9 protein-coding genes are annotated in these 14,069 nt (G+C 49.5%); all 9 read left to right on the top strand.

The window, feature by feature from the left end:
- Positions 1 to 15: 15 nt before the first annotated feature.
- The 9 genes from HB364_RS32355 to HB364_RS32315 all read left to right on the top strand — a co-directional run bounded on the left by HB364_RS32355 (position 16) and on the right by HB364_RS32315 (position 14,059).
- On the top strand, positions 16 to 1,212 hold the full coding sequence (locus HB364_RS32355) for a glycoside hydrolase family 88 protein (protein ID WP_167292593.1): 1,197 nt from the start codon (positions 16 to 18) through the stop codon (positions 1,210 to 1,212).
- A complete protein-coding gene (locus HB364_RS32350; protein ID WP_246228680.1) occupies positions 1,209 to 3,119 on the top strand; it encodes a glycoside hydrolase family 97 protein in 1,911 nt (636 codons plus the stop codon). Before HB364_RS32355 ends, HB364_RS32350 begins: the two co-directional genes overlap by 4 nt.
- A gap of 12 nt (positions 3,120 to 3,131) precedes the next feature.
- Positions 3,132 to 4,022, top strand: coding sequence for an ROK family protein (locus tag HB364_RS32345; RefSeq protein WP_167292592.1), 891 nt, complete (start codon positions 3,132 to 3,134; stop codon positions 4,020 to 4,022).
- A 14-nt stretch (positions 4,023 to 4,036) separates the two neighbouring features.
- Positions 4,037 to 5,443, top strand: coding sequence for a sugar porter family MFS transporter (locus HB364_RS32340; protein WP_167292591.1), 1,407 nt, complete (start codon positions 4,037 to 4,039; stop codon positions 5,441 to 5,443).
- Positions 5,444 to 5,507: 64 nt separating this feature from the next.
- The gene (locus HB364_RS32335) at positions 5,508 to 6,575 is read left to right on the top strand and encodes a serine hydrolase domain-containing protein (protein WP_167292590.1); all 1,068 of its coding nucleotides are present in this window, start codon (positions 5,508 to 5,510) and stop codon (positions 6,573 to 6,575) included.
- Between the two features lie 8 nt (positions 6,576 to 6,583).
- Positions 6,584 to 8,533 carry a glycoside hydrolase family 127 protein gene (locus tag HB364_RS32330; protein ID WP_317170736.1) on the top strand — a complete coding sequence of 650 codons (1,950 nt, stop codon included), beginning with the start codon at positions 6,584 to 6,586 and terminating at the stop codon, positions 8,531 to 8,533.
- A 13-nt stretch (positions 8,534 to 8,546) separates the two neighbouring features.
- Positions 8,547 to 10,247 (top strand): hypothetical protein, encoded by a 1,701-nt coding sequence (locus HB364_RS32325; RefSeq protein ID WP_167292588.1) that lies wholly within the window; start codon positions 8,547 to 8,549, stop codon positions 10,245 to 10,247.
- A 26-nt stretch (positions 10,248 to 10,273) separates the two neighbouring features.
- Positions 10,274 to 11,569 carry a DUF4861 domain-containing protein gene (locus tag HB364_RS32320; protein ID WP_167292587.1) on the top strand — a complete coding sequence of 432 codons (1,296 nt, stop codon included), beginning with the start codon at positions 10,274 to 10,276 and terminating at the stop codon, positions 11,567 to 11,569.
- 3 nt (positions 11,570 to 11,572) lie between these two features.
- Positions 11,573 to 14,059 carry a glycoside hydrolase family 95 protein gene (locus HB364_RS32315; protein ID WP_208420177.1) on the top strand — a complete coding sequence of 829 codons (2,487 nt, stop codon included), beginning with the start codon at positions 11,573 to 11,575 and terminating at the stop codon, positions 14,057 to 14,059.
- Positions 14,060 to 14,069: the final 10 nt, after the last annotated feature.

Below are 14,069 nucleotides of genomic sequence, written 5' to 3'. Positions count from 1 at the left end.
TATAATATGAAATGTATGAAACAAGGGTCTTTATGGGTCACAGTCTTCCTGTTGAATGCAATATGGATTGCAGGCTGTAACCCTGCAACCACGGATAATAAGCAACCACTTGATTATTGTGTGGAGCAGGCCGGCAAAACGGCTGCTGTGCTCACGAATGATGACAGCATTCCGCGCAGCATTGCCCATGGGCAAACCAATTGGCGACTGGTGGATTATAAAGACTGGACCTCCGGTTTCTGGCCCGGCATTTTATGGTATGTATATGAATACACAAAAGATACTACCTGGAAAACCAAGGCCAATGGTTTCTCTCAAACGCTGAAACCATTGGCTTTTAGCCCCGCTTATGACCACGACCTCGGCTTCCAGCTATATTGCAGCTTTGGGAACGGTTTACGCCTTACCGGCGATACCAGCTATAAAAGGATATTGCTGGCCACCGCCGATACGCTGGCTACTTTATTCAATCCTACAGTGGGCACCATTCTTTCCTGGCCGAGGGAAGTACAAAATCTCGGCGGCCACAATACCATCATTGATAATATGATCAACCTGGAACTGTTGTTCTGGGCATCAAAGAATGGTGGCTCACAAAGGCTATACGATATAGCTGTACAACACGCCAATACCACGATGAAGAACCACTTCCGGCCCGATCATACTTCTTATCACGTAGTGGTATACGATACCATCACCGGGCAACCCATTAAGAAGCAGACCCACCAGGGATATGCGGATGCTTCGATGTGGGCTAGAGGACAATCCTGGGCCATCTATGGCTTTACGATGTGTTTCCGGGAAACAAGAAACCAGGAATACCTCGCTTTTGCGCAGCAGGTAGCAGATGTATACCTGAAGAACCTGCCGGAAGATGGGATCCCTTACTGGGATTTTAATGCGCCTGACATTCCGAATGCCCCTAAAGATGCATCGGCAGCAGCCGTAACAGCCTCCGCTTTATTGGAGCTTTCCACATTCATAACAGATACCGCTAAAGCTGATGGCTATCGGAGCAAGGCCGAAGCGATGCTGGCTTCCCTTTCTACTGCCCAATACCAGAGCAGGGAGGTGAACAGCGCCTTCCTGTTGCATTGTACCGGCCATAAGCCCAAAGGCGGGGAAATAGATGCCTCCATTATTTACGGAGATTATTATTACATAGAAGCATTGCTCAGATTAAAGAAACTAAAAGAAGGGAGTAAACTATGATGATCAGATCAACGGGTTGGCTGTTTGTGATGCTGATGGCTGTGGGCCATCTGTCGCTTGCTCAGTCTGTACTGAATGAAACGAAAGTGACCATTCAATCGCCCGATAAGCATATTACGGTCCGGTTTTACCAGAAGCAACGGGCCCCGGGTAAAAAATGCATGTATTACCAGCTACAATACAAAGGGAAGCCGGTGATCCATGAATCGGCCCTGGATATACAACTGGATAACCACCTTTCTGAGCAGGCCATGGCACTCAAAGTAGACAGGCATGCGAAATGGTGTGAGAACCTGCTGGTAAAAAACATCAGCACCAGTTCCTGCGATACCACCTGGACACCGGTATATGGTGAGCGGGCTGTTATCAGGGATCATTACAATGCCGCTACCATTGAACTGGTGAAAGATGACAATCCCATTTATCCCCTGCAGGTGCAGATCAGGGTGTATAATGAAGGCGCTGCTATACGGTACTTCTTCCCCGAAAATGAAAAAGGCACTTATTACCGCATTATGCAGGAGCATACGGAGTTCAGTGTACCCAAAGGCACCCAGGCCTGGCATACTGCCTGGGCGCAGGGGGCCTACACCTTATTGCCGCTTAGCAACTGGCCCGATGAAAGTGAAAGACCCCTGACCTTGCAACTGCCGGATGGTCTCTATGCCTGTCTGGCTGAAGCGGGTATGGTTGACTATGCGCGCACGAAATTCAAGCTCGGCACGAAGCCGTATACTATTTTGACCAGCATGTATACTCCTGCCGATCTTATTTCTCCTTTCTTTACGCCCTGGCGGGTGATCATGGTGGCGGAAAAGCCGGGTGACCTGATTACGAACAATGATCTTATCCTCAATCTGAATGCTCCTTCCAGGATTGAAGACCTGAGCTGGATCAAACCCGGTAAGATCATGCGGGTGATGACGCAAACTACCAAAGACGCGAAAGAGAATATTGATTTCGCAGCAAAGCATGGCCTGCAATACATTCTGTTCGACTGGAAATGGTATGGTCCTTCTTTTACATTTACTTCAGATGCTACCAAAGTAGCCATACCCAATTTTGACCTGCCCGGCATTATCCAGTATGGAAAAGAAAGGGGTATAGGCGTATGGCTCTATGTAAACCTGCAGGGATTGTATTCCCAATCCGATTCGCTCTTTGCCGTATACAACAGGTGGGGCGTAAAAGGTGTGAAGTTTGGTTTTGTACAGGTGGGTTCGCATCGCTGGACCACCTGGCTGGAAGAGATGTTTAAGAAATCGGCGGAGAACCATATCATGGTGAATGTGCATGATGATTGGCGGCCTACCGGTGAGCAACGCACCTGGCCCAACCTCATGACAGCAGAAGGTATTCGCGGCAATGAAGAAATGCCCGATGCCACGCATAATACCGTACTGCCTTTTACGCGCTATATAGCGGGTGCGGCAGATTATACCATTTGCTATTACGATAAAAGGATCAAGACTACCCATGCACATCAACTGGCATTGGCGGCTATTTATTACAGTCCGCTGCAAACCCTGTACTGGTATGATAAACCTGCTATGAGCAACAATGAACCGGAACTGGAATTCTGGGATCATATCCCGGTGAGCTGGGATGAAACGAAGGTGTTACAAGGCGCTCCGGGTGAATGCATCACTACCGCCAGGCGAAAAGGAGAAGAATGGTTTGTGGGCACCATTACCAATAACCAGGCAAGGACCATGAAGATTACTTTTGACTTTTTACCCAAAGGCAAAAAATACATAGCCCGCCTCTATTCCGATGATGCCACGGTAAATACGCCTACCAAAGTAAAAGTGGAAGAAAAAAGTATAGATGCATCAACCGTACTGGAAGTAAAGCTGTCGCCATCGGGCGGACAGGCTATCTGGCTCAAACCGAACATGAATTTCTAAATTAGCTTATCTATGAAAACAACTTATGTGACCGGTGTAGATATCGGAGGTTCGCATATTACGGCAGGATTAGTGAATATAGCCACCCGTTCAATGGTCAGTGATTCCCTGGTGCGTAACCCGGTTAACCCGCATGCAGGACCTGATGAGATCATTACTGCCTGGGGCCATACTATCCGGCAGGCCGCTTTTTCTTTAGGCGCTACTACTTACCAGGTAGGCATTGCTATGCCGGGGCCTTTTGATTATCCTAATGGCGTATCACTGATAAAAGGGTTTAATAAATATGAATCCCTGTACGGCTTAAATGTGAAAGCATTGCTGGCGCAGTTCCTAGGCATCCAGGCTGCGGATATTAAACTGAAGAACGATGCGGCCGCTTTCCTGCAGGGAGAAGTATTTGGCGGCGCCGCCAGGGGATACGCCAAAGCTGCAGGCATCACCTTAGGTACCGGCTTGGGCTCTGCCAGAAGCATGAACGGAGATACGGAAGAAGGAGCGTTGAACATTTTGCCCCTGCATGAGGGCATTGCAGAAGATTATATTTCTATCCGGTGGTTTATGAAAAGATATCACGAACTTACTGGTCAATATGCCAATGGCGTGAAAGCACTGGCCGAAAAAGCAGGGCAGGAGGAGCAGGCGGCACAGGTGTTCCGGGAGTTCTCCGCCAACCTCGCTCTTGTGTTGCAGCATTTTATGGCAGAAGAGCAACCGGACATTGTAGTAGTGGGTGGTGGCATTGCCAATGCGTTTGATCTTTTTTACCCCGAGCTTAAACGATTGCTGGCCGCTACTATGGGGGATACGGTGATTAAGCAGTCGTTACTGGGCGAACCGGCAGCCATGATCGGCGCCGCCAGCTTTTTTGGAGAAACAGCTACTATCATTTCTTCATTATAACAATCCATAGTAATATGCAAGTTCCAATTGGATCACAAACCACAGCAACACAGGATATAAACGGTCAATCCGCCTCCGGCAACCTGTTGGGCATTTCTTTGATAGCTGCCCTTGCCGGCTTTATTTTCGGGTTCGACACAGTGGTGATTTCCGGTGCTAACCTTCCCATTAAAGAGCTCTGGAATACCTCCCCCTGGTTTCATGGTTTCTTCATCATGTCAATGGCCTTGTGGGGAACCGTAGTGGGTGCTTTATTGGGTGGCATTCCCACCCAACGCTATGGAAGAAAAAAAGTGCTGCTCTGGATCGGTATATTCTTTAGTGTGTCTGCCTTGGGTTCCGCCCTGGCGCAGGACCCTTATACTTTTTCCTTTTTCCGTTTTATAGGCGGGTTAGGTATAGGTGTTTCCTCCGTGGCCGCCCCTACCTATATTTCAGAAATTTCCACACCAGCCACCAGGGGACGGTTGGTGGCCATGTACCAGTTCAATATCGTATTCGGTATATTGATTGCCTTCCTTTCCAATTACTTCCTCGAAGGAATGGGTGGCGCTAACGACTGGCGGTGGATGTTGGGTGTAATGGCCCTGCCTTCTGTGGTCTACACAGTCATGGTGATGGGCATCCCCGAAAGTCCGCGGTGGTTAATGTCGAAAAAGAATGATGAAGTGGCAGCGAAGAAAGTATTGTCGAAGCTGGGGGTAACCAATATTGACCAGGAACTTTCGGCTATCCGGGCAGGTATTCAGCATGAAACGGCTGCAGGACGTGGCGCTGGCTTCTTCAGTTCCCGGCACAATACCATTTTGTGGCTGGCATTTATGGTGGCCTTCTTTAACCAGTGGTCGGGTATCAACTTCATCTTATACTATGCGCCGGAGATATTGGAAAGGGCCGGACTGGCTGCCAAAGAATCCTTACTCAATTCCATTGCCATTGGCGGTACCAACCTGCTCTTTACGTTTGTGGGATTGTACCTGATTGACCGGCTGGGCAGAAAGACGTTGCTGATCATTGGCTCCATTGGTTACATCATTAGCCTGGCCATGGTAGCCTATGCATTTTATGCAGGCGCCGGTCCGGGATTCTTAATGACCTTCCTTTTACTCTTTATAGCAGCCCATGCCATAGGGCAGGGTGCGGTGATCTGGGTATTCATTGCCGAAATATTTCCCAATAAAATACGGGCCATGGGCCAGTCATTCGGCGCCAGTGTACACTGGGTATTTGCCGCCCTCATCACCCTCATCACACCCGTGTTCCTGGATGCAGACAATGGGATATTCAAAGACAATCCCTGGCCCATCTTCGCCTTCTTTGCTTTCATGATGGCCCTGCAACTCATCTGGGTATTCACCAAAGTGCCGGAAACAAAAGGCGTATCACTGGAAGACCTGGAGAAGAAATTAGTGAAGGAGTAAAAGGCCTTTGAGTTCAATGTTGTTTAGTTAAGTTGTCAGGCTGACAAAATAAAGTAAAGCACTCATGAAAAATGTATTGCTATTGCCACTGCTGTGCCTTTTTACCTGTTTAGCTGTACGGGCGCAAACAGGAAAGCGGGCGCATGACTTCTCGCCGGTAGAAAAAAAGATACAGCAATGGGTGGACAGCGGTTATTACACCGGGGCTTCCATCATCATAGCGAAAGACGATAAAGTTATCTATGAGCATTACTTTGGCAATTATACACCCGGCACAGTAGCCTATATTGCCTCAGCCGGTAAGTGGCTGGCGGCAGCTACCATCGCAGCGGTAGTAGAGGAGGGAAAACTTAGTTGGGACGATAAAGTTCAGCAATGGCTGCCTGAATTTACAGATATCAAAGGAGAAGCCACCTTGCGACAGTTACTCTCCCATACGGCCGGCTATCCCGATTACCAGCCTGCCGGTGCAAGGCCCGATAATTACCAGACTTTGCAGGAAGCCGTAGCACAGATCCTGCACCTGCCTGCCGACACCCTGCCAGGCGCTGTATTCAAATACGGAGGACTGGCCATGCAGGTGGCCGGCAGGATGGCGGAACTGGCTACGGGTAAGGACTGGGAAACTATTTTCCAGGAAAAGATTGCCCGCCCTTTACAAATGACCCTTACTCATTTTACACCTGTTGATGAAACGCCGGGCCATAATCCCATGATCGGCGGCGGCGCGCGGGCAGGCCTGCACGACTATGCCAACTTTCTTTCCATGATCAGTAATGAGGGTATGTTCCGTGGTAAAAGAATATTGTCTGTCAATGCCATCCGGGAATTACAGGCCGGTCAGGTGGGCAAGGCAACTGTCCCTGCCGGTGAGTATGTGGAGAAAGCAAGGGGAAGCCAACGCAAGGATATTTATGGATTGGGTGAATGGCGGGAGGAAGTAGACAAAAAAGGAGTAGCTACCCTGATCAGCAGTCCTTCCTGGGCAGGCGCTTATCCCTGGATTGATAAAACAAACCATGTATATGGATTCTTTCTTACCAGGGTAGCCAATATGAAGAATGGGTTTTCTTCTTTCTATGCCAGCCCGGTATTGCCCATGCTGGTAAGAAAGGTGCTCACTGCTAAATGATAATGACCGTGACAAAGAGCTTATATAATGCTGTGTATGCTACCGTGATCCTGTTGCTGGTGTGTGGGCCATTATTGTCCCGCGCGCAATCGCATTATCCCGGCCAGCATGCGGGAAAGTTTGCCCTGAATGACCGGCTGAAACCGGCGGTCTATAGTTTCGACCTGCAGGATGTGCGCTTGTTGGATAGCCGGTTTAAACAGAATAGGGAGCGGGAAGAACAATGGTTATTGTCTATACCGGCAGGCAGGCTCCTGCACAGTTTCCGTACCCAGGCAGGTATCTATAGTGGCAATGAAGGTGGCTACTTCACGGTGAAAAAACTGGCAGGGTGGGAGGCGCTCGATTGCGAGCTGCGTGGCCATTCTACCGGTCACCTGTTGTCGGGCCTCGCTTTGATGTATGCCACTACGGGCGATGAGTTGTACAAGCGCAAAGCCGATAGCCTGGTAGCAGGATTGGCCGAAGTACAGCAGGTATTGAACCAGGATGGTTTTCTCAGCGCCTGGCCACAGGAGCTGATCAACCGGAATATAGCCGGTAAGAAAGTATGGGCGCCCTGGTACACCTTACACAAGCTGTTGGCCGGCCTGATAGATCAATACCTGTATGCTGATAATAAGCAGGCTTTGCTAATTGCGGCTGGCATGGCGGCCTGGGCATATAAAAAATTACAACCGGTAACGCCTGAGCAACGTGCCCGTATGTTGCGCAATGAGTTTGGCGGCATCAACGAAACCTTTTACAACCTGTATGCTATTACCGGCGATCCGCAGTGCAAATGGCTGGGCGAATTCTTTTACCATAATGAAATGCTCGATCCGCTGAAAGCAGGGAAAGACATACTGGAACAAAAACATGCCAATACCTATATACCCAAATTACTGGGCCTTACCCGTCAGTATGAAATAGCAGGCAGTGGAGAAGGTGATACCATTGCCACCTTCTTTTGGAATACCGTGATTGATCATCATTCCTTTTGTACCGGCAGCAACAGTGATAAGGAGAAATTCTTTAAGCCCGATAACCAGTCGGCCCACCTTACGGGTTATACCGGAGAGAGCTGCAATGTATACAATATGCTGAAGCTGACCCGCCACCTGTATTGCCACAGTGGTGATATCAAGTATGCGGATTATTATGAAAAAGCCTTGTTCAACCATATCCTTGGTCAGCAGGACCCGGCCACCGGCATGATCGCTTACTTCCTGCCGATGTTACCAGGCGCGTACAAAGTATACAGCACGCCAGACAGTTCCTTCTGGTGTTGTGTAGGCAGTGGTTTTGAAAACCAGGCCAAATATGGGGAAGCGATCTATTATCACGGGGAGAACGATCTCTACATAAACCTCTTCATCCCTTCTGTAGTAAACTGGAAAGAAAAAGGGCTGCAACTGAAACAGGAAACTGTCTTCCCGCAAAATGGTGCTGTTACCTTTACGATAGAAGCTGCTCCCGTCACTGACCTTACACTCAAACTCCGTTATCCATCCTGGGCTGGTGCAGGCGCCTCCCTGCAAGTGAATGGCAAAGCCATCACGCTCAAACAAAAGCCGGGCAGTTATATCGTCCTGACCCGTAAATGGAAAAAGGGCGACAAAATAACTGTCCACTTCCCGCTGTTCCTGCATACTGTAGCTGCCAATGATAATCCCCATAAAGCAGCCATTGCTTATGGTCCCATTATACTGGCAGGGGAAATGGGGACTGGTGATTTTCGTGGCCGTCAGCCTTATTCAGATCCGCTGTTGTACAATGATTATTATACTTATGACTACCACGTACCGAAAGACATTAGTACGGTACTGGCGCTTGATACCCATAAGATCAATAATGCGATTGAACCGGTGGCGGATCAACCTTTAACTTTTAAAACCTTGAAGGAAGGCATTATTCTGCGACCGCTGTATGACATTCACCGGGAACGGTATGTGGTGTACTGGGATATCAAACAATAAACAGCCTGCTGCTATGAAGCGTTACTATTACATCTTATTCTTTCTATGCATGCTGGCCGGTATTTCCCTGCCGGCGCAGGTATGGCAATGGTCGGTACCGGTAGCCAATGCCCGTAACGCCGATGCCCATGCTTTCCTGTGGGTGCCGGAAAATTGTAAGCAGGTAAAAGCTGTGGTAGTAACACAGAACAATATGGAAGAGCTCAGCATTGTGGAGAATGATCACTTCCGGCAGCAAATGGGCCGGCTTTCTGTTGCCATCATTTGGGTATCTCCTGCATTCGATCTCTTCTTTAACTTCTCTGCAGTGTCTCACAAAGAAAACTTCCCCGCAGAGTCTCCCAAGGGGGACGCTGCGGTAAGGAAACCTGCAGGTGATATTTTCAATAGCATGATGAATGAACTCGCTGCTGTGTCGGGCTATACCGAATTGCAGTATGCACCCATTATTGGTATGGGACATTCAGCGGCGGCCAGTTGGCCCTATTACTTCGCTGCCTGGAATCCCGGGCGTACGCTGGCCTGTATTTCTGTAAGCGGGCAGTGGCCCTATGTGCGTCATCCGCAGTTTGCACCGGATATCTGGACAAAGGACCAACACATTGATTTCATTCCCTGTCTTGAAACCATGGGTGAATATGAAGCGGCCGATACCTGGAGTACGGAAGGGTTAAAAGAAAGAAAGGAACATCCATTTCTGCCGCTGAGCATGCTGGCTTGTCCGGCCGAAGGACATTTTGCCACTACGGAAAAAAAGATCCGTTACATTGCTTTTTACATTGCCAAAGCCGCCCGGTACCGGTTGCCGCATCCATATCCTGCTACCGGCGCTCCTGTATTGAAACGCGTTGATCCCACTACCACCGGCTGGCTCATGGATAAATGGCGGAAAGATCAGTTGCCCATTGTCCCCGCAGCGCCCGTAGGTAAATATACCGGTGATACGACGCAGGCTTTCTGGTTCTTTGATGAGGAAACAGTGCGCATCACCGAACAATACCAGGCTGCCTGGCGGAATAAAAAAGCCCAGCTGCTGGGCTATGTACAGGAAGGTAAAACGGTGAAGCAACGCAATAGCCACCTGCAGGCGGAAATGTCTTTTATACCACAACCTGATGGCATTACCTTTCACCTGAAAGGCGCTTTCCTGGATACAGTGCCCGGAGAAAGTGAACGGCCTAAAACCTGGACAGGGCTGCCGGTGGGCGCTGCTGTAGGACATGCACAAAACAATATCCCGGTAGTTGTAGACCGCATCATTGGCCCCTTTGAAAAGATCAGTGATACAGTGTTCCGGTTGCAATTGCAAAAGGGATTGCCTGCGCAACCTAAAAACTATGTATTTACCCTGGCTGCTACCCATCCGGGCGATGCAATATATAAACCTGCCGTACAGCAGGGACAAATGACAGCGCCTGTTGCCAACAAGGAAGGTGCTGAACAGGCGATCCGCTTTAATACTATTGGCCCCCTAAAGAAAGGAACGCGTTCTATCACTTTGCAGGCTGTTAGTACGGCCGGGCTGCCCGTTTCGTTTTATGTGCGGGAAGGGCCGGCACAGGTGAAGGGCAACAGGTTACACTTTACTAAAATACCACCGCGTAGTAAATTCCCCGTGAAAGTAACAGTGGTAGCCTGGCAATACGGGCGGGGCAACGAACCGAAAATTAAAACTGCGTCAACAATCGAACAAAGCTTTTATATTGTACCCTGAACAGGATCCATTATAAAACAGGAAACATGCAAATACTTTCTTTACAAAGGGCGGCAGCCCGGCTCATGGTCGTTGCACTGGCAATAACAGCCTGCAGTGAACCCAAACAACAAAAAGGACAACTGGTTATAGAAAATAAGGATGATGTTGACAGGCCCAATGAACTGGTGGTACTAAAAAGAAGTGAGCTGCAAAGCAAAGTGGATAGTCTTACACCCGGCAAATACATCCTCCTGCAGGAGGGGGGCAGGCCGGTGGTGGTACAGCATGACGATCTGGATGGGGATGGTAACTGGGACGAAATTGCTTTCCTGCTCCCGCTAAACTTCGAAGACAGAAAAAAGACATTGGACATTTCTGTATCTGATGCACCAGCTACTGTTAAAGCGGTGGTAAGGGCGCATGTACGACATATGCGCAAAAATGCCGACAATACCTTTGGCAATGACCTGGCGGTAGATTCCATACCGGCCGGTCAGCCCGCTACCGATTTTGCCAAACAACCTTATCCGCCTTTCCTCACCGAAGGTCCCGCCTGGGAAAATGACAAGGTAGGGTTCCGCCTCTACTTTGATGTGCGCAATGGAAAAGATATCTGGGGCAAAATTACTTCCCGTATGGTATTGGATGAAGTGGGAAGGGATACGGCAAATAATTACCACGCTATAGCCGATTGGGGCATGGATATCCTGAAGGTGGGTAAGTCGCTCGGCGCGGGAGCGTTGGCCCTGGCGGTGAAAACAAGCGCGGGAAAAGATACGCTGGTAAGGCTCGGCAATGTGAATATGGGGCCGGTAACTTACCAGAAGGTAGCCGATGGGCCGGTACGCGCCATCTTCCGGTTGCACTATCCTGCCTGGAAAATACTGGACAGTGTAGCGCCTGTTTCCCTTACGGAAGAGATCAGCATCTGGGGCGGACAATACTTTTATGAAAGCAAGGTAACCATCAACGGCGCACCTGCCGGCGCCAGGCTGGTAACAGGCATTGTAAACCTGCATAGCAAAGAAGCAAAAAATATAGATGAGCCAGGTTATAAAGTATTGTATACCTACGATGCGCAAAGCGAAAAGAAGGACAACCTGGGTATGGCCTTGCTGGTAAGCAATGAGGTGTTTGATGGTTTCATTACCACGCCCAATGCCAATACGGACATTCAGAATACCTACGCTGTAGCCTTGAAAACAGCCAGGCAACCCATCACCTTCCGTTTTTATGCAGGCTGGCAATCCAGTGATGGACAATTTGACGGAGAATCCTCATTCGTGGCATTTCTCCGGGAGGAAATTCAACGCAAGAACCCCGTATCTATAACTTATTAATCCATGAAGATAATTATAACGACTGCTTGCTGCATGCTGGGACTGTTTTGCCAGGCGCAGCACGAACCAGGATCTTTAATGCTTTGGTACGATAAACCTGCTACCCAGTGGGTGGAAGCCTTGCCGGTGGGCAATGGCCGCCTCGGCGCCATGATCTTTGGCGGGGTGGAAGAGGAGCTGATACAGCTCAATGAAAGTACCCTGTACAGTGGCGGCCCGGTAAAAAAGAACATCAATCCCGAAGCCTTTGCCTACCTGTCGCAGGTAAGGGATGCCTTGCTCAAAGAGGAAGATTATACCAGGGCCAATGCCCTCACCAAAAAAATGCAAGGCCTGTACACGGAATCCTATCTGCCAATGGGGGATATCATTATCCGGCAATCATTCAATGGAGCGAAGCCCACGACGTATCGCCGGTCGCTGGACCTCCTTACTGCCACCGCCTCTACACAATTTATGGTTGATGGCGTGCAGTACGAGCGTAAAATATTTACTTCTGCGCCGGACAATGTTATGCTCATCAAGTTCCTGTGTTCCGGAAAAGGGAAGCTCAATATTGATGTATCGGCTAAAAGCCTGTTGCGCTATAACCTGCTGGTAAAGGACAATGATGAACTGATCGTCAGCGGTAAAGCGCCTGCCCATGTGGATCCCAGCTATTACAATCCTAAGGACAGGCAGCACATCATTTACAAAGATACGGCCGGTTGTAATGGCATGCGTTTCCAGTACAGGATCAAGGCCGTGTCGGCTGATGGAAATATTACCACCGATACAGCAGGCATTCATATACGGGATGCCAGCGAGATTTCCCTGTACGTAGCAGCTGCCACCAGCTTTAATGGTTTTGATAAATGTCCGGACAAACAAGGCAAAGATGAAAATGCGCTGGCTGCCGCCATCATTGCCAAAGCAGCGGGGAAATCATTCCCTGAATTATTTGCGCCACACTTCAACGACTATTCGAAATACTTTAACCGGGTGTTCTTCCTGGTAAAAGATACGCTCAAGGAGAATCCGCAACACAGGCTGCCTACCGATGAGCGCTTAAAGGCTTATACGGCCGGCGCGTATGATCCGGAGCTGGAGATGCTGTATTTCCAGTTTGGCCGTTACCTGCTCATTTCCTCTTCCCGGCCGGGCGGCCCGCCTGCCAACCTGCAGGGACTGTGGAATAAAGAGCTGCGGGCGCCCTGGAGCTCCAATTATACCATCAACATCAATACACAAATGAACTACTGGCCGGCAGAGGTGACCAACCTGCCGGAAATGCACCAGCCTTTGTTCGATTTTATTAAGAACCTTTCTGTAGCCGGGGCTAATACAGCCAAAGAGTTTTACCATGCAAGAGGATGGGTGGCGCACCACAATTCAGAAATATGGGCTACTTCCAATGCGGTAGGTGATAAAGGCGCGGGCGATCCTGTATGGGCCAACTGGTATATGGGCGGTAACTGGCTTTGCCAGCATTTGTGGGAGCACTATGCTTTCACCCGCGATAAACAGTTCCTGGCCGAAAAAGCATACCCCCTCATGAAGCAGGCTGCCTTGTTTACGCTCGACTGGCTGGTAGAAGATAAAAACGGCTACCTGGTTACAGCGCCTTCCACCACACCGGAAAATAAATTCAGGGACAGTGCCGGTAAGGAGCAAGGCGTATCCGTTGCTACGACAATGGATATGGCCATTATCTGGGACTTATTTACCAACCTCATAGAAGCATCGCAAATATTAGGCATTGATGCGGCCTTCAGGAATGAACTGATCGCAAAGCGAAAGAAATTATACCCGATGCATATTGGCAGCAAAGGCCAGTTGCAGGAATGGTATAAAGACTTTGCAGATACCGATCCGGAGCACCGCCATGTTTCTCACTTGTTTGGCTTACATCCCGGCCGCCAGATCACCGCCAATGGATCACCGGCTTTCTTCAATGCTGCTAAAAAGACCCTCGCCATACGTGGTGACGCCGGTACCGGCTGGAGCAGGGGCTGGAAGATAAACTGGTGGGCCCGCCTGCTGGATGGTGATCATGCTTACAAGCTCATCCGCCAGTTGCTCACCTATGCCAATACCACCGGCGAACAATATGCAAGCGGGGGCGGCACCTATCCCAATTTATTTGATGCGCACCCGCCCTTCCAGATAGATGGCAACTTTGCCGGCACAGCGGGCATGGCTGAAATGTTGTTGCAAAGTCATGCCGGTTATATTCATTTACTGCCTGCACTGCCGGCCGCCTGGAAGGAAGGCAACGTAAAAGGATTAATAGCCAGAGGCGCTTTTGAAATAGCGATGCAGTGGCAACAGGGCAAGCTGACCAATGCAAAAGTGACAGCCCGGAAAGGTGGGAAATGTGTGATCAGAACAGCTACGCCGGTAAGCGTGAAAGGTGTACAGGCAACTACGGTGAAGGAGGGGAATGATTACCTGGTCTCGTTTGCCACCAAACCTGGTGTTACTTACCAGTTAATCAGTAGCTTAAAATAAGACCTGGCAG

The sequence above is a fragment of the Paraflavitalea devenefica genome, assembly GCF_011759375.1.
In the GTDB taxonomy this organism is placed as follows: Bacteria; Bacteroidota; Bacteroidia; order Chitinophagales; family Chitinophagaceae; genus Paraflavitalea; species Paraflavitalea devenefica.
This window is presented reverse-complemented; position numbering and strand designations above follow the sequence as displayed.